The following is a 17413-nucleotide window of genomic DNA, read 5'->3' as shown; positions in this document are numbered from 1 at the left end:
GCCGGGTCGAGCATGTCGGCACGGTTGGTGGCGGCCATGATCCGGACATCGCCCCGGTTGTCGAACCCGTCCATCTCGGCCAGGAGCTGCATGAGCGTGCGCTGGACTTCGGCACTGCCGCTCGTCCCGTCATTGGTCCGCATACTGCCGACTGCATCGATCTCATCGATGAAGACGATCGCAGGAGCACGCTCGCGGGCCAGCTGGAACAGTTCGCGGACCAGCCCGGCCCCTTCTCCGATGAACTTGTGGACAAGTTCGCTTCCCGACATGCGGATGAAGGTGGCCTTTGCCTCATGGGCGACCGCTTTGGCGATCAGGGTCTTGCCGGTACCCGGTGCACCGAACAGGAGGATCCCCTTGGGGGGCTCGACACCGATGCGCTGGAAGATTTCGGGCCGGGTCAGCGGGTATTCCACCGCTTCGCGCACTTCCTTGATCTCGTTTGCCAACCCGCCGATCTGTGCATAGGAGATATCGGGCGATTCCTCGAGTTCCATCACCCGGACACGGGAGTCGTAGATATTGCCGATCACCTTGACGATAGAGAGGGCGTTGTTGACTGCGACCTTGGCGCCCGGCTTTAAGAGCGGGCGGAGCTCTTCGGGTGCGTTTGTGAGGTATTCCTGGTTGTTGCCCTGCTGGCGGAGGTAGATCTCGCCGTTCTCAAGGATGTCGACAACCACGGCAACGAAAAGCGGCATGCGCTTGAGCTGGTTGTTCTCGCGCTTGAGCTGGCCGTTTTCTTTCTGGAGGTCCTCAACTTTTACCTTCAGGTCGAGAAGTGCAGCCTCGAGTTCGTTGAGCTGGATCTGGTACTTGAGTTCACCAGAGGACGCTGAATTATTGACGGCAGTCTCTTCCATATCACTCTTATATGTTCATCTTCAACCATTTATGTGGTGTGATTTTGCATATCAGTGGAAGAGGGATATCGAAAGGAACCGGCAAGGGACTGCTGCTCGTCAGCCCGGCCCCCATCTCGTTCCTGTCAGGAGTTGACCCGGAATCAGGAGTTATCGTTGAAAAAGGTCACCCCCTTCAGGGTACCAGTATAGCCGGGAAAGTGCTTGCTTTTCCGTACGGAAAGGGGTCGACGGTCGGGTCGTATGTGCTCTATGCCCTGAGCCGGAACGGACACGCTCCCGCTGCAATCATCAACACGGAAGCAGAAGCGATCATCGCCACCGGGGCCATTATCGGCCAGATCCCTATGATCGACCGGATCAGCGTCCCGCTCGCACGGCTGAAAGATTCGGTCCCTGTTACTGTTGACGGGGAGCAGGGCGGGATGGACTACGACGGGGAGCTGAAGGACGCAGCACCCGGTCCCGCGGCGTAACCGGCAGCGGAACTCTCATATAACCCCGGGTCTCACTATCTGGTATGCAATATAAAACCACAGTTCTGGTGATCCTCCTTGTCTGTGCAGCGATTGCTTTTGCCGGGTGTACCGGTACAACCCCAACCGGCCCGGCCGGTACGAGCCCTGCCGATACCGCCAAAGCAGAGACATATGCCGGTTCTCCCGCTGCCGAGGCCGGTCTTATAACGTCCCCTACGGATGTTGTGCCTGAAAATAATGCGGTAACCGTGACAGTCCAGGAGAAGGTTTATGACGGGACAATCCCGGTGGTGTTCAATGGCGGGACCGGGCAGAACCTGGTGAAGTCCATTGAAGTCACGCTCTATACATCCGACGGTCAGGTGAAGACGGCCAGTCTCGGCATAAAGAAGGATGATACCGTAGATCTGAAGGGGACACGGCAGACCGATCGCGTTGTTGTCCATGTATCCGAGATGAACGGCCAGACCTACAAGGTTGCAGATGTCCTCGTTCCCTACCGGGAACATTAACGACAATCCGCAATCTGCGGACACTTCTTTTTTTACCAGTCAGGCCAGTACAGTAATGCGTTCATCATGCAGGTCAACTGGCGTCAGATCCATGCGGCGAGAAATTCATTCGCTGTCCTGTATGCGGCCTGTGAAACCGAAGGATTCGTCCTCGGCCCGGTTGAGGCCCCGGCTGGTGACGTCACCTGCTACAGCCTTACGTCACTCAATGCCGCACGGTACCGTGACGAGATTGACAGGGCCGGCTGTCTAACCATTGTTGGAGGGCCGCATGCTGCGGCATGCCCGCGTGAGGTTGCGGCATATGCCGATTATGTTGTTGTTGGCGAGGGAGAGTATACGCTTCCCCGGCTTCTTGCAGACTTGCGTGACGGAGGGGAAGGAAAAATACCCGGGGTAATGACCGGGGATTATTACCGGCCTGCTGATACCAGCGTCCGGTTGGACGCATATCCGGCCTTTTCCGAATACAAGGGGTATATCGAGATCAGCCGGGGCTGCCCGTTCTCGTGCGGTTACTGCCAGACCCCCCAGATCTTCGGGCACTGCATGCGTCACCGTTCGATCGATGAGGTTGCCCGGTACGCGGAACGGCACGAGCAATCCCGGTTTGTCACTCCCAACGCATTTGCCTACGGGTCTGACGGGACCCACCCCCGTTTTGACAAGATCGAGCGCCTCTTCCGTAAGTGCCGGCACCAGATCTTCTTTGGCACGTTCCCAAGCGAGGTCCGCCCGGAGTCTGTATGCGGTGAATCTCTCGATCTCGTCAACCGCTATTGTGCAAATACAAAACTTCATTTCGGCGCCCAGTCCGGGAGCGATGATGTTCTCCGGCAATTGCATCGCGGGCATACGACTGCAGATGTGATCAGTGCCATCGAGCTCTGCAGGGAATATGCAATCACGCCCATCGTGGACTTCATTGTCGGGCTGCCGTTCGAGACCGACGATGACCAGCGTGCGACACTTGACCTGGTTCAGTGGGTGGCCCGCTTCGGTAAGGTGCATGTCCACCGGTTCATCCCGTTGCCCGGGACCCCTCTCGCCGGAACAACCGCGCGGACACTCCTGACAGAGACCGAAAAATGCTGCGGAAAACTAGCTTTGACGGGGAGACTTACCGGTTCGTGGAACGATCCTGAGATAAGGTTTTTACGACGCCCTTCAAATGATATACCATGAAAGATGTGCTTTTGATAGCAGATCTCCATGGTCAATTCGGTAAAATTGATTCATTTCTGGAGTTGAGTCCAGAAGCGGTATTTATTGCAGGAGATATCACCAATATGGGTCCCGTTGATGCGGTCGATGACGTGCTCTCACGCATTGACGTGCCGTGTTTTGCAGTGCCCGGCAACTGCGACCCGCGTGAGATCCTCGAGACGCTCGAACACTCGGACACCGTGAATATGCACGGGTCCTCGATCAACCTTGGCAAGATGACCATCGTTGGTGTTGGCGGGTCGAACCCGACCCCGTTCAACACGCCGTTCGAGCTGACCGACAAGCAGATAGATGACGTGTTGAACAGCGCGATGAAAAAGATGGAGAAGACGGTCCACAACGTCCTCCTCTGCCATGCCCCTCCCTACGAGACCCTTGACAAACCTGCCGGGGAACACGTGGGGAGCCAGAGCATCCGGAAGCACATGAAATCGTTTGATGTCGTGTGCTGCGCCCACATCCACGAGGCCCGGGGCATCATGGACGTTGACGGCGTAAAGGTCGTCAACCCCGGCCCGGCAATGGATGGGCACTGTGCAATGCTCCATTTCGGGACCGAAGCGCGTGACATCAAGATTGAGCTGCTGACTGTTTAAACTGGCTGCACTCCATTGTTGGCGGGGATAACCCCGCCAAAAATCTTTTATTTTCAAGTTGATGAGCAGCAGATGCTTTCTTTCTTTTTGTCGAGGTCCAATTATCTCTCCCAAATTTGAGAGAGAAAAAAATCCCCCCGGGAACCTCACGTTCAATGGTGGATGAAGGAATGTGCTCGGTTTTGGATTTCATCCACTCTGGTGGCCGAGAGTGTTCCTGACGATTTTTCAGGATTAATCCGACATTTACCGGGAGAACAGGTATTTATTCCGGGAAGAAACAAATGCAAATGTTTCAATAATAACCAGTGATAATTTTTCTTGCCTTTCCTATGAGAAAATTACAAATTCCCTTAATTCTCCAGAGTCTGGTTTTTTTAATCCCCATCAATTATTACGTTATTGGAAGGGGGGCAGGAAATGGACTGCAATGGGTTCTCTTCCGGTACCAGCAGGATATCTTTGGGAATTATCTCTCGTCGATATTATACAAAAGTCTTGACATAATCGCCCGGGATTTTCCCGGCCAGCCTGCATTTGCCGCGATATTGTGGGATGCTGGTGCATCTCTCCTTGTTGCATGTTTTGTGATACAGATCCTCAGTATAGTGAAAAATAAGGACGGTTATGTAAAATTTTCTGCAATTATCACCGTAATTAGCGGTCTTGTTTTTCTTTTATCTGATATTGTTCAGTACGGATTATTGTTGAATGGCCCAAATGGTTTTTGCATTCCTTTCGGCATCCCGGTAATAATCGGAGTGGGTGTAATAGCATACCGATGGGGAGATCCGGGTAAGGCATCAGAACCTGAGGAAACCCCGAACACAAGGTCCAGGATCCTGAATGAGCTCCTCCTGATCATTTTCATCTCGGTTTTTGTAAAAATAATCGTTTTTTCGATCTCCATGTTTGCGACAATGGTCTGGGTGAACCAGGATATCACCCTGTACTATGATTATATGAATTCTGCCGTTTCAGGGAAAATTCCCTATATTGATTATATGATAGAATATCCCCAGTTTTTTTTGATTCCGGTCTTTATTGCTGCAATTCCTTCACTGATCATTCACAGTTCATCTGTTTATTTACCGTCGTTCATGGTCCTCATGCACCTTATCGATTCAGCTACAGTGATCTGTGTCTACTTTATTGCGCTCAGGTTATTCGGGCAACAAAAAGCATTCCTGTGCAGTGTGCTGTATGCTACTGCGTTTTCATCGGCATTTCTTGTATCAGCAACATATGACAGCTTTCCCACGTTCTTCCTCGTCTTATCCGTCCTCCTTTTCCTGTACGGAAAAGAGATCCCGGCCTATGTTTCAGCAACCGTTGGGACAATGGCGAAATGGTTCCCGGTCTTCTGTTTCCCGTATTATATCCTGTACACACTAAAAAACAAGGGAGCGACAGACTCGCTGAAAAAGGGCATACTCCTTTCATGTAGTATTATCGTTTTTACGGTCGTCCCGTTCATTGTTTTAAATTACCATGTCTTTTTAAAGACGTATTCATTTCACGTTGGCCGGGAGGCATATTTCCGCAGCTGGATTTATTATATGGATCTGATCTCACAGTATTATTTTAACAGTGAGCCATTTGTCCATCTTTCACTGGTCTTATTAGTCGTGGTTGAATGTGCACTGCTTTACTGGTATTATAAATACCTTGACGGAGAGCAGTCTACGCTTTGTTATCTGATTTTATTGAGCATATTTTGTTTTATCTTGTTGAACAAAGTTCTCGCTCCCCATTACATTGTCTGGATTACACCATTCCTCGCATTATTTTTAAGTAACTCGGTCCGACAGATCGTCTTATTTTACCTTCTGCAACTCATCATGTATGTCGAAGCACCCCTCTTATTGCAACAGACGGTTCGGGAATATTCATTTGCAGGAACTTCATTACTGGCCAATCCCAATGCCTTCGTTCCCTTTGTATTCTATTCGGTAAAGTTTGTGATCTTTTTTGTTATTCTCTATGTGATCATCCGTGATGTGCACCGGATACAATCTGCCGGGAATCGGGAAAATGGTGAGGAGAGCTCTTCTGTTGGGTAATCCTGAATGAGGATCGGTCCAGTCTGTATGTGTACTCTGTCGTTGAATCTTCCTTAACTCCTAAAGGTCATATGGTGGTATCGGAATCGAAAAAAAGAGTGACCGGATCCACGAGGTATAATGTGAATCTCTGGCTCCTGTGAATATGTCCCTGTTACAGAATATCAGGCATCATGATTGGACAGCAGCACGCGTGTCCAGCAGTAGTTCGAGATAAGATGCGAGGATCGGCTCGCCATTCGCTCCAATCTCTTTTGCAATCTTCTCAATCAGTGCTGTAGGGTTATCGGTATCATTCTCCGCGATTACTTCTATTTCGGCGAATGTCCCGAGTTCATCTACAGTATCAAGCGAGATCGTTGCCACACCCAGCTTGAATGTCTCCCGCCACTTGTTGACTTCAGTAGTACGGGTGAACCCGAGCCGGGTGAGCATGGTCTCAAAGGCCTCTCCGGACTCCACGGCAAAGTTCAGTTCCTCGCGGGCTTTCAGGCCGAACTTCTTTATCTTGGGTCCCTTGTAGGTGACGACCGCGTGGTCATCGGTATATCTCACCCGTACCGCTTCATCGGTAACGCCGAAATCCCGGTGAGGGGCATTGTAATAGATGTCATGCTCGTGGACCCGGCCGCATGACTGTGCCTGCTTTTTCGTGAGTTGTTCGCGGACCGGGGCGAGCGACGGGATCCTGACTTTCAGTTCAATTTCGAGCATGGTTGTGCCACACGTTTATCTGTCTTGATTACGACTTAATATAGTCAGGTGAATCATGGCAATAAAAGAAGGAGATTTTATCAGGCTCAGCTATTCCGGCAGCGTTGGCGACAGGGTTTTTGACACCACCGATGAAGCCGAGGCAAAGACTGCGGGTATCCACAGCGCAAATGCCGTATACGGCCCGGTCACGGTCTGTGTCGGCCAGAAACATGTGATCATCGGCCTTGACGAGGAACTTGTCGGCAAGAAGGCAGGAGCGGAAGGAACGGTCACGGTCTCTCCGGACAAGGCATTTGGCGAACGCGACCCCAAGAAACTCCAGTCATTCCCGAAGAACAAGTTTTCCGAGAAGCCGGTCCGCGGCATGCCCGTGAAGATCGAGGAGATGGGCGAGGGCACCGTTGTCGATGTGATCGGGTCCAAGGTCATTGTTGATTTCAACGCACCGCTTGCGGGGCAGACCCTTACGTACAAATACAAGATCGAAGATGCGGTCAAGGAACCTCTCGACCAGTTGAAGGGACTCATCCGGTTATATGCCGGCCGTGAGATGGAGATTACCCTCGATGACGGCAAGGCAACGGTTACCCTTCCGCCGGGCATCAACTATGACCGCCGCTGGCTCCTCTGGCGCGGCCGGATCATCCATGAGGGTTTCGAGCTCGTCAAGGGCATCTCCGAAATCGTCCTTGTCGAGACCTACAAGAAACCCGAGAAGAAAGCAGAAAAGACAGAAGAGTAATACCTTTTTTATTCGCTGTCCGGCGTATGCCGTAGTTTATTTGAAAGCCGGTAAGTCGATCTATAACGGTTTTTATAGGGTGATGACGTACAGTTCTTCATGAACAGGTCATCGTGGGTTATTCCCGTAGTTATTGCCCTCCTTGTTGCCGGCGTTTTCATTGCCGGGTGCTCGGACGAGAGCACTCCGGCAAGTGACACGACCCCGCAGGTCAGTCCGACAACCGCCGCGTCATCGGGTGCGCTGTACAGCGAAGGGGACATTGTTAAAAATCCATCGTCCAGCCTCAATAATGGGTTGCTCATCGTCAGTTATGATGCAGCCTCGGATATGTACGAGCGCGCCACGGTGTATCCCTACAAAGACGGGAGCTGGGGGTACCGGATTGATTCCAAGACATCGAAGATAAGCCGGACGAACCTTGAAAAGGCGTACACGGAGATGGTCACAACCGTGAGCGTCTCATCCATCACTATAGGTGCGCCGACGACCGTGACTACTGCACCAACAACGACAGCAACGACCATAGTAACTACTGCTACGACATCTGCTGCATATGCACCAAAAATAAAAGACATCTCTCCGGACTCAGGGCAGACCGGGACAGATGTGGATATTGACGAACTCGAAGGTTCGAATTTTGCCACCGGGGCAAAAGTATTGCTGAAAAAGTCCGGGGAGACCTCACTTACTGCGACCGATGTGGAAGTTGAATCATCGACGGTGATATCATGTTCCTTTACCATCCCCTCTGACACCGAGACCGGGTACTGGGATGTCGTGGTTACCAATGCAGATGGGCAGTCTGACACGTATGAGACAGGGTTTACGATCACGAAAGGCAATTCAACATCAACGACATCAACGACATCAACAACAACGACAACAACGTCTGCTACTGTGACGATATATTCCTTATCTCCGTCATCACAATATATTGGCGGTGCGGCATCTCCTAATCTGGTTGTTGATATTTCCGGAACAAATCTTGGATCCGGCAGCAAGGTGAAGCTAACTTACGGTAGCAGCACGATCTGGAGTACGTCCTATTCAGCATTCTCCACAACATCGGCACGTGCAATATTTGATATTCCCGCAGGTTCATCTGCGGGTGCATGGACCGTGTCAGTTCTTGATTCAAGCAGTAATACGCTGGGTTCATTGGCGAACGCGTTTACCATAATATAACCCGAACACTATTTATCATAAAAAATTCATTTTTTCGATAATCTTAAAAAAGATTTTTTGTATTTCATAAATCTCCAATTTGTTTATTAGAAAATCTCTTAATTGGTTCTCGCATATATTTCAAAAGTTCTCAATGGAAAGGAGAATGAAACTCCAAAAAATTATTGAGCTACTTTATACCTGAGCAGCGCCGCAATCCCGCCAAGGGCAACAAGACGCTCGCCGGGTTCGAACGATGAGGAGAGCACCACAACCGATGCCCGCATTGCCTCTGCCTTTTCGACAAGATTCATAACCTCAGGGTCCCGCAGGAGCGTATCGGCAATCAGGATTTGTTCCGCTGCGCCATATCCGATCGCCTCCCCGACTTCCTTCCGCCCGTATGCCACCGGTCCTTCCTGCGAGATCCGGAGGAGCACCTCGTCCATCAACTTCACTTCGCGGGAGAGCTGGAGGTCATCGATCAGCTTATCGAGCGCCCCCTTCCCGATCACTTCCTGGACAGCCCCGCGCCCGATCCGCCGGGTCTCTACAACAATTGCCCGGTCGGAGGGCGGGCTGTTCTGGTTTTTGGCATACCTGACAAAATCCTCCTTGATAAACCCGGGGCCGGCGATGATGAGCGGGCCGGATATATCGGCAATGACAATGAGGATCTGGTCAAAAAAACTCCTTCGGGATTCCGTCTCCGCGCCTTTGCCGCTGCCGGAGGTGATCGTGATGGCACTCTCCGGCCCGTACTGGCGGAGGCGGAAGAGCTCTGCTTCACCCTCCTCGATGGTCAGGATGTGGATGACGCCGTACACCGATGCCTTTACTGCCCGGTCGATCCGTTCGAGGTCAAGCGGCCGCCATTGCCGGATAACGGAGATCTCATATCCGGTCTCTACATTGATCGTATGGAACGCGCCGGTGTCCACGCCATGCTCAATGGTGCCGGTGATGCGGAGCCGGACCCCGTGTTCGGAGAATTCCAGCCGGTCAACCCGGATACCAAGCCGGACCGGTCGCTTCTCCACTTTCTCGGGTCGGATCTTGTCGCTTGCGGTATCGACGCTCCGGAACGTTGTGGCAAAGACGAGGTCTCCCGGGGCGATGATATGCTGGAGGTGCCAGAGGTCGTCGATGCTTTCCGGGAGGAGCCGGATCTCACCGAAATTGTTCCGCATCTCCCCGGATTCAGCCTTCATGGTGCCCCTCGATATCCGATCCTCCGGGCGGGGTGAATGCAGCAACCCGTTCGGTGTTCAGGATGCCTTTGAGAGCCTTTACGTCATCTTCAGGGATCTTTTCTTTGAGGATGCGCAGGACTTTCTTTGCCACGTCATTTGGTTCGAACTGGCCGGGCCTGAGCTCGACATATGCCGTTGTCCTTCCGGCAATTGCCGAAGGGGGGCCGCCAATCACTGCCGCATTGGGTTCAAGCATGAGGCCAATCGCGACCGCGAGCGGGACATTACGGTAATACGTGCGCTCGCCCCGGACAATGAACGAACCCCGGGATATGTATTCCCCGGCTTCCGGTGTCTTGCTGACTTGCGAAGGGAGGGCGCTGTACACATCTGCGGAGAAATGGCCGCTCCGCCATGCTCCGGAGTATGATGCCGCGAATTGCGCCACTTCGTCCATCCGCTCTGTCTTTCCTTTGACAATGACTACGCTCGCCCCGTGGACATCGGCATGGACAAAGAGGTCCCCGCCGGCCATGTATTTCTTGACCAGTTCCTCGTTCTGTGAGGCATCGCGCCCGCTGAGCACGACAACCCCGTCGCTTGTGATAAACCAGCGGAAGCGGTGGTACCAGAGTTTCTTTAAGGGAATAAAATCCCTTTTACGGGTGGCCTTTTTGACCGTGACTGTCTTCATGGCCATGAGGGCACCTGCCTTCTTCTTCTTGAATTTCTTTATGAGGTCATGGTAGCGGCCGGCATTCTGCTCCACACCTTCGTGGACATAGATCTTCACTTTCTTTCCGATATCCACGTCAACTGCCGCCTCCCCGGGGTAGAACGCGACAATTTTCTTTGCATCCGGCGTATGAGCATCACGGATGTGCTTTTCGATCTCCTGCCAGGACAGTTTTTTACTTGCCGCATCGAGTGATGTGATAATTCCGGCAATGAACTGGTAGTTCTCGTAGATCGCGTTTACGATCTCTTCGGTCTGTGCAATGGTCCGGTCGAATTTCCTGATCGCCGCTTCCTGGTGGATGCGGATCCGGTCTTCCTTTGCGATCTTCGGGCGGGCAGAGGATCTCTTCTCGGCCTTTGTCAGCGGGTAGAATGCTTCGAGCGCTTCGGAAAAGCTTGGGTACCCGGTCGTGCCGTTGCCGTCCCAGAGGTCAACCGGTTCGCAGTGCTTTGCTGCTATCACCGGAATCCGTGATGTCTCCACACGCTGGAAAAGGCTCGTGAGTGCATCGTATATTTTTTCCGGATCTGCTGATACCGCCGGGACGGTCTTGTCAATTCCAGCATGTGTGCATATATATTCTGCATACATCCCCCCGAGCATTCCTCCGATGGCAAGGGCCTTGACGAGGTCGCGGTCATCCGCTTTGAGAAATGCTGCAAGGTTTTCAATCGACGCCGTTGGATCGCTGCTGCCAAGAACATAAGGCACACCCGGTACAACATCGCGGTCCTTGAACCGGTGGTGCCGCAGGGGTTTGACAATAGTATACTTCTCATCGGCCAGAATCAGGTTGCCCTCATCGAACAGCTCGATGATCAGGTGATATACCTGGCTGCCCTTGCCGATATCGAAGATGAGGATGCGTTCGAGCCCGTGCTGGCGGATGGAAAGCACTTTTCCCCCGGAGATATATTTCCGGAGGAACATCGCAAACTGGGGCGGGTTTTTCGGGGGTTCGGGCAGGTCGCGGACAAGATGGGCCCGTCTCCCGGCCTCGACAATCATCTGGTATTTTGCCTTGTTGTCGCCATTGAGCCTGACCGCAAGCGTCCGGGTATCGAACTGGTAGACCTTGTCGATCCAGAGCGGCAGCTTCTGACACAACTCGGACGTCATCGCCTTAACGTCGATACCGCTCATGCCCTGTTCGGATGCCATGGAATATAACCGGTAAGTTATTAGCTGTCAGATCCTGATAAACGTATAATCAGAAGGGAACAAAAGGCAAAACCAAATTACATATGGCTTTGAGAACATAGTTATATGACAACTGGTGTTGTGGCATGAGTGAAGATATTCCTGAAGAGAAGCCTGTCCAGACAAAGAAGGCAAAGACCAAGGCGGATAAACAGGCTGAACACATTGAACGTATCAAGCGGACGCTTGTCGCGTCCATCCTCGGTATCCTTGCCGGACTGCTGGCCTATTATTTGGGGGGCGCCCCGGATGCAGCAGGGTTACAGAGTGACGGGTTCCTGGGATTCATGTTCATGCTCGCGTTCATCGTCCTCCAGAAGCACATCTTCATGCTCATGAAAATGGATACAACAAAACTTGGTGGCAAGGACTGGTTTTACCAGGGGTTCATGACCTTTGCGTTCTGGTTCATGAGCTGGACGATCATGCTCACTGCCATTCCCCAATAATCTCCCTTTTGTGATACGCCATGAGAATAGCCATTGTCCACAAAGACCGCTGCCATGCAAAAAAATGCGGCAACGAGTGCATCCTCTACTGTCCCCGTGTCAGGACCGGGGATGAGACCGTTATCATCGGAGCCGATGGCAAGGCCCTGATCTCCGAGGAGCTCTGTGTCGGGTGCGGTATATGCATCAAGAAATGCCCGTATGATGCAATTGATATTGTCAGTTTACCCGAAGAACTTGAGCACCCAACCCACCGGTATGGCAAGAACGGTTTTGCGCTCTACGGCCTCCCGGTTCCAGTCGAGGGAAAAGTCACCGGTATTCTCGGGGCAAACGGTATCGGTAAAAGTACCGCAATCAAGATCCTCTCCGGCCAACTCCGCCCCAATCTCGGGAACTTTGACAATGAAGTGGCATGGGAAGAGATCCTCAAGCTGTATGCCGGCACTGAACTTTTTGATTATCTCCAGACGGTCTCGAAAAAGACGCTGAAGATCGCAACAAAACCCCAGTATATCGACTATATTCCCAAAGTGTTTTCCGGTACCGTGCGGGCGCTCCTGAAGACCACTGATGAACGGGGTCGGCTTGCAGAAATCCTCCCGGTCCTGAAGCTGGACGGTATTCTCGACCACGAGATCAGCACGCTCAGCGGGGGAGAGCTCCAGCGTGTTGCGATTGCCGCCTGCCTTGCCCGGGATGCCGATCTCTATTTCCTTGATGAGATCACCCCGTTCCTGGACATCTACCAGCGGATCGCGGCAGCAAAACTGATCCGTGACCTAGCTACTGAGCGCCCCGTGGTCATTGTTGAGCATGACCTTGCCATTCTCGATATGCTGGCGGATACCGTCCATGTGGCGTACGGTAAACCAGCCGTATTCGGTATCATCACCCGGCCCAAAGGGGTACGGGTGGGCATCAACCAGTACCTCGAAGGGTTCCTTGCTGAAGAGAACGTGAGGTTCCGGGACACGCAGGTGGTGTTCGAGAAACGTGCGCACGACAAGGGATCTGAACGGGAAGATCTCTTTATCATCCCGGCAATGACCAAGAAGTTTGATGCATTCCATCTCACTATTAGCGGTGGTACGGTCAAAGCTGGCGAAGTACTGGGTGTTGTCGGGGCAAACGGCATGGGAAAGAGCACGTTTGCCAAACTCCTTGCCGGTGTCGAGATCCCGACAACCGGTACGATGGAGACGACCCTGCGTATCTCATACAAACCCCAGTACATCAAGGCCGATACATCTGACAGTGTGGAAATGTACCTGAGACGGTGCACAACGAAATTTGACTCTTCGATGTTCCAGCATGAGATCATCGAATCCCTCTCCCTTACACCGATCCTCCAGTCACCGGTGGACTCCCTGAGCGGCGGGGAACTGCAGCGCGTGGCAATCGCCGGTTGCCTCTCACGGGACGCTGACCTGTATATCCTCGATGAGCCCAGTGCCCATCTCGATGTGGAGCAGCGAGTCAAGGTCACCCGGATGATCAAGCACCATGCGGAAGGCCGTGAGGCGGGGATCATGGTGATCGACCACGATATCTACCTGATCGATATGATCAGCGAACGGATCCTGGTCTTTGATGGCGAACCGGGGATCCGGGGGATTGCAACAGGACCGTTCCGGATGCGTGACGGGATGAACCGGTTCCTGCAGGAACTGGATGTCACGTTCCGCCGGGACCAGACCGGCCGGCCGCGGATCAACAAACCGGATTCCTTCCTTGACCGGGAACAGAAATCCTTGGGGGAATTCTATTATTATGCACAGGATGACGACTGAAAACGTCTCATACCTTTTAATATTTTAACATGCAACTCTTGCTGTATGAGGGGAGAGAAGCTATCTGATGCGATCGTCTACGATAAGCTGCATCTCCTGAAGAAGGACTTTGACGGGTATATCGAGCGCAACACCATAAAAGTCGATGCAAATCTCCCTGTCTTTTTCGGGTATGTCATTTCAGCGCTGGAGAACTCGTTTCCTCATCTCCCTGATGATACCTATGACGAATTCATCGACGGCATCACTTTCAAGGTTCTCGATGCGAGTGCAAATGTCGGTGATTTTGAGTACGTGAAGAAGGTGATGGCAAATGCCATCCGTTTCAAGAAGAAGAAAGATGCCGAGACGGGTGTCAATATTGTCATCGGCCTGAAGCTGCTGAAGGTCGGGGACCATGTTCATGCACTGGACTTCCTGAAAAAGTATGCCACCCTTGACGTGAAGCTGGGTACTTCGGTTGCGTACTGTTATTACGTCCTTTCCCTCAGGGAGTTCAAGAAAGATGAATCCAGCAAAAAATACCGCCCGGGAGAGATGGAGCTCTTCGCCCGGGAGATGATGCATGCCCTTGCCCAGACAAAGCCTCCGATAAACAGTATCAAACAGCTCGAGGTCGAAGACACCGAGTTCTTGGAAAAGATCTTCTGGCAGATGATCTTTACCGGACTCGAATGGTTCCCGGACGAGCGGTGGTTTGTTGAAGCCGGCCTGCAGAATGTGGCGTTCACTCACGATGGGGAGATGCGAAAGAGGTTGCTTGACCTTGGATCCCAGCGGTTTTACAATGACATCCATTTCCTCCGGGAGATGTATTACTACAAACTGGAGACCCGCGATGCTCCCGGGGCTGCCGGTGTTGTCAACCAGTTGCTCAAACAGTATCCAGATGATCTTGAACCGATATATCTCGGGCTCAAGTTGTCACTGCTCACATCAAAAAAGATGACGTACCATGGTTTTCACAAACTGGCAGTGACCAAGGGCATGCCGGCACAGGTCATCGAGCTGTTTGATTTTACGTTTGACCTCATGAACCGGGACTACAAGGAAGCGATGGCCCGGATTGCTGAGTTTGAAACAGAGTTCCCGCAGTTCCAGTATTATGCAATTGCCCTGAAGTATATTGCCGCGGATCTTATTTCCCCTGATGAAAACCGTATGAAAAAAGCGAGAAAGACACTCCTTGATTCTCTTGATCAATACTGTACGGTTGAACTGATCAACAAAAAATGAGCACTCGCACTCCCCTGTGCTTATTGTTCCCGGCCCGGTTCTGATTACCGGCTTTTTTAACTATATTATATAGAAATGCCGAATCCTGACAGCAGGTTTTTAATCCCCAGGATAATGGGGCTGATGATGGAATCAATTCCCCCGGAATCTGATGTGTTGCTCGTAACCGGCGCGTCTTCCCTGAGCGTGGGAATCGGTCGCACATATGCAGTGGTAGCCGGGGCGGGGGTGGGGGTTGGTGACGTGACTGTCTCTATCACGAGCGAGTCATGTTCGCCCACCCGGTCTACATAATATCCCACATCATCCTGCGTGGAGAACCAGACTCTGTTATCTGTATCGATGTTGATCGTACGTACTACCGAAGAGGTACCGATGCCCTCAAACCGGTCGAGGCGCCGGAAAATCCCTCCGTTCTTCCAGATATATATGCCGGTATCGGTTGCCAGGTACAATGCATCCGGTCCGGCGGCAAGGTCATTTATCGAAGGCACCGTGATTGCGAGATTGCGGTTGTTCAGGACCGGAGTGAAGTTTACATCAGGGGAGTAATGCACAACCATCGAAGCATTAAAGAAATAAGCGCCACCGTTCGGATCAAGCCTGACGTGATCGAGCAGGCCATATGTCGATCCTTTAGCAGCAATGCATTCGAAATGGATCGGATCGTCCTGTGACCTTATGATCCACAATCCTTCCCCCTCGGTTGCGATCAGGGACATATTGGCCGGGGGTGGATCAATGACCATGCTGTCGATCTCATAAAACCCGGGACCCCCCGGGGATTCCGGCTGGAACCATGTCCATTCACCGTCGCGGTACCGGTGGACTCCGGCATGCCCGGTGGCAATCCACATGTCGTTATTCCAGCGCTGGAGGTCTTTTATCTCCATGTTTTTCAATAACTGCTGGTCTCGGAATGTCTGGTAGTAGTTGCCGTTGTAGATCTGTATTCCTTCTGCATACCCGATCCAGAGACTGCCGTTCCGGTCATATTCCACGGCAGTGATATAGTCGTCCATCAGCCCTTCCGAGAGGTTGTCATGAGTCATGTGCCGGGTTGACCACGACCCGTTGTAGGTTGATAGACCAAATGAAGTTGCAATTACGACCTCCCCGTCCGGACCACGAACCATATCCGTGATCTGGTTGGAATGGATCATGGTTGATGTGGGAATAAAGAGAGTGATCGTGAAGGGAACCGGCGGCTCTGGAGTACTGGTAACCAGGGGATAAAAGGTTACATTAAGGGTATCGGCAGATGCGGGTACGACAAGTGCAATGATACAGAAAAAGAGGAGTATCTTACAATTCCCCTGAAGTACCATTTGCTCTCCGGATCGAGACTTTTCCGCCATTGGCTGGCTGGAACGTAACCGATCGTCCAATTTTCCCGCCAACATCCTCTTTCACAAGAGGAATATTATGTTCTTTTAAGAGAGCCCTGACCCTTTCCGCATTGCGCTCACCGATATTGAGGTTCGTGCCGAAATATTCAAACATGCACGCACCCCCTGCCATCTTTGCCTTGAGCGAACGGCTCTTGCATCCCAGTGCTCCAAGTTCCTTGAGGAGCAGCGGGATGGCGGTATCTGCGTATTTTCCGGGGCGGTCCTGCCTTCCGGCACTGTCCGGCAGCATGATGTGCACCATCGCACCGATCTTGAGTGTTTCATCGTAGATGGTAAGTCCGATACAGGAGCCAAGGCCGATTGTCATCATCGGGAACGAACCGATCCGGTATTCACCGATACCGATCATGGTAGTCTGTCCGTTTGGGGAATGTGGATCGGGCATGGTATGCATCGAACTCGTTAAATGCCTTTCATCATATTTTCCATCAGTTCTACAATCCTTTTCAGTGTCGCGGTCTCCGGGAGCATAATGATATCGCTGTCAATTTTGTGCTCTTCGCAGACAAGTTCGGTGGAGAAAAGCAGGACTTCATCAACGTCATCCCCCATCTGTGCGACAAGCGAGGCCATTGCCGCATGTGCCATGTCGAGGCTGAGTGCAGGGGGGGACGGGAGCATGATGAACCCGAGCAGTTCAGCGGTTGCATCCAGGAACGCTGAGACCATGATATTGCCGACTTCAATCAGTGCACTCTCGTCCATCTCGTTCATTGCCCTGTCCATATCGGTCATCCCGAGCATGGTGTTGGTGAGCCGGATAGCGGACTCCTTGGAGATATAAAATATAACAAATCCGCCGTGGGGGATCTCGCCCTGGAGCTCAAAGGCCACCATGGCCGCGGATTCCTCCCCCATGTAGGATCCCAGTTCGGCGATATCAATCGCCTTGATCGCTGGTACACTCATCTCAACGGTACTTCCCAACATCTGGGACAGCGTAGTAGCTGCATGGGCAGCGCCAATATTTCCGAGTTCCTGGATTGCATCGGACTGAACGGTCGATAATTTCATGATCTTCT

At 52.2% G+C, this 17413-nt stretch carries 17 protein-coding genes; 10 read left to right on the top strand and 7 right to left on the bottom strand.

What is annotated here, in order from left to right; genetic code table 11:
• Window positions 1–866 (bottom strand): AAA family ATPase (locus M0R30_RS14080; protein WP_292548020.1); only part of this gene is annotated, 866 nt, incomplete at its 3' end.
• 44 nt (window positions 867–910) lie between these two features.
• On the opposite strand from M0R30_RS14080, the gene M0R30_RS14075 reads away from it, so the two are divergent.
• From M0R30_RS14075 to M0R30_RS14055, 5 genes are all read left to right on the top strand, one after another.
• The gene (locus tag M0R30_RS14075; RefSeq protein ID WP_292548022.1) at window positions 911–1342 is read left to right on the top strand and encodes a DUF126 domain-containing protein; all 432 of its coding nucleotides are present in this window, start codon (window positions 911–913) and stop codon (window positions 1340–1342) included.
• A 44-nt stretch (window positions 1343–1386) separates the two neighbouring features.
• Window positions 1387–1857, top strand: a complete 471-nt coding sequence (locus tag M0R30_RS14070; protein ID WP_292548018.1) for a hypothetical protein — start codon at window positions 1387–1389, stop codon at window positions 1855–1857.
• A 66-nt stretch (window positions 1858–1923) separates the two neighbouring features.
• Window positions 1924–3042 carry a TIGR04013 family B12-binding domain/radical SAM domain-containing protein gene (locus tag M0R30_RS14065; protein WP_292548016.1) on the top strand — a complete coding sequence of 373 codons (1119 nt, stop codon included), beginning with the start codon at window positions 1924–1926 and terminating at the stop codon, window positions 3040–3042.
• The gene (locus M0R30_RS14060; protein WP_292548014.1) at window positions 3039–3680 is read left to right on the top strand and encodes a metallophosphoesterase; all 642 of its coding nucleotides are present in this window, start codon (window positions 3039–3041) and stop codon (window positions 3678–3680) included. Before M0R30_RS14065 ends, M0R30_RS14060 begins: the two co-directional genes overlap by 4 nt.
• Before the next feature lie 332 nt (window positions 3681–4012).
• Complete coding sequence (locus M0R30_RS14055; protein ID WP_292548012.1) at window positions 4013–5743, top strand: hypothetical protein; 1731 nt, start codon at window positions 4013–4015, stop codon at window positions 5741–5743.
• Between the two features lie 171 nt (window positions 5744–5914).
• On the opposite strand, the gene cyaB is transcribed toward M0R30_RS14055, so the two are convergent.
• Complete coding sequence (gene cyaB / locus M0R30_RS14050; protein WP_292548011.1) at window positions 5915–6457, bottom strand: class IV adenylate cyclase; 543 nt, start codon at window positions 6455–6457, stop codon at window positions 5915–5917.
• A 55-nt stretch (window positions 6458–6512) separates the two neighbouring features.
• Between cyaB and M0R30_RS14045 the strand changes: the two genes are divergently transcribed.
• Both M0R30_RS14045 and M0R30_RS14040 read left to right on the top strand, forming a co-directional pair.
• Window positions 6513–7202 carry a peptidylprolyl isomerase gene (locus tag M0R30_RS14045; protein WP_292548009.1) on the top strand — a complete coding sequence of 230 codons (690 nt, stop codon included), beginning with the start codon at window positions 6513–6515 and terminating at the stop codon, window positions 7200–7202.
• Between the two features lie 99 nt (window positions 7203–7301).
• Window positions 7302–8390: a hypothetical protein gene (locus M0R30_RS14040; protein WP_292548007.1), complete on the top strand. Its 1089-nt coding sequence runs from the start codon at window positions 7302–7304 to the stop codon at window positions 8388–8390.
• A gap of 161 nt (window positions 8391–8551) precedes the next feature.
• Here the strand turns inward: M0R30_RS14040 and M0R30_RS14035 are convergent, their stop codons facing one another.
• On the bottom strand, window positions 8552–9580 hold the full coding sequence (locus M0R30_RS14035; protein WP_292548005.1) for an mRNA surveillance protein pelota: 1029 nt from the start codon (window positions 9578–9580) through the stop codon (window positions 8552–8554).
• On the bottom strand, window positions 9570–11462 hold the full coding sequence (gene rqcH, locus M0R30_RS14030) for a ribosome rescue protein RqcH (RefSeq protein WP_292548003.1): 1893 nt from the start codon (window positions 11460–11462) through the stop codon (window positions 9570–9572). Before rqcH ends, M0R30_RS14035 begins: the two co-directional genes overlap by 11 nt.
• A gap of 125 nt (window positions 11463–11587) precedes the next feature.
• Between rqcH and M0R30_RS14025 the strand changes: the two genes are divergently transcribed.
• The 3 genes from M0R30_RS14025 to M0R30_RS14015 are packed head-to-tail and all read left to right on the top strand — an operon-like array spanning window position 11588 to window position 14979.
• Window positions 11588–11950 (top strand): hypothetical protein, encoded by a 363-nt coding sequence (locus M0R30_RS14025; protein WP_292548001.1) that lies wholly within the window; start codon window positions 11588–11590, stop codon window positions 11948–11950.
• Between the two features lie 20 nt (window positions 11951–11970).
• Window positions 11971–13743, top strand: a complete 1773-nt coding sequence (locus tag M0R30_RS14020; RefSeq protein ID WP_292547999.1) for a ribosome biogenesis/translation initiation ATPase RLI — start codon at window positions 11971–11973, stop codon at window positions 13741–13743.
• 45 nt (window positions 13744–13788) lie between these two features.
• Window positions 13789–14979 carry a hypothetical protein gene (locus tag M0R30_RS14015; protein WP_292547997.1) on the top strand — a complete coding sequence of 397 codons (1191 nt, stop codon included), beginning with the start codon at window positions 13789–13791 and terminating at the stop codon, window positions 14977–14979.
• Between the two features lie 65 nt (window positions 14980–15044).
• On the opposite strand, the gene M0R30_RS14010 is transcribed toward M0R30_RS14015, so the two are convergent.
• The 3 genes from M0R30_RS14010 to M0R30_RS14000 are packed head-to-tail and all read right to left on the bottom strand — an operon-like array spanning window position 15045 to window position 17405.
• Window positions 15045–16307, bottom strand: a complete 1263-nt coding sequence (locus M0R30_RS14010; RefSeq protein WP_292547995.1) for a two-component regulator propeller domain-containing protein — start codon at window positions 16305–16307, stop codon at window positions 15045–15047.
• A complete protein-coding gene (locus tag M0R30_RS14005; RefSeq protein ID WP_292547993.1) occupies window positions 16285–16776 on the bottom strand; it encodes a chemotaxis protein CheD in 492 nt (163 codons plus the stop codon). The genes M0R30_RS14010 and M0R30_RS14005 overlap by 23 nt, the downstream gene beginning before the upstream one ends.
• A gap of 17 nt (window positions 16777–16793) precedes the next feature.
• Complete coding sequence (locus M0R30_RS14000) at window positions 16794–17405, bottom strand: chemotaxis protein CheC (protein ID WP_292547991.1); 612 nt, start codon at window positions 17403–17405, stop codon at window positions 16794–16796.
• Window positions 17406–17413: the final 8 nt, after the last annotated feature.

Origin of the sequence: Methanoregula sp. (assembly GCF_023227875.1) — an archaeon.
Classification (GTDB): domain Archaea; phylum Halobacteriota; class Methanomicrobia; order Methanomicrobiales; family Methanospirillaceae; genus Methanoregula.
Note: the sequence above shows the minus strand (reverse complement) of the source record. Positions and strands in the feature narration are given on the sequence as shown.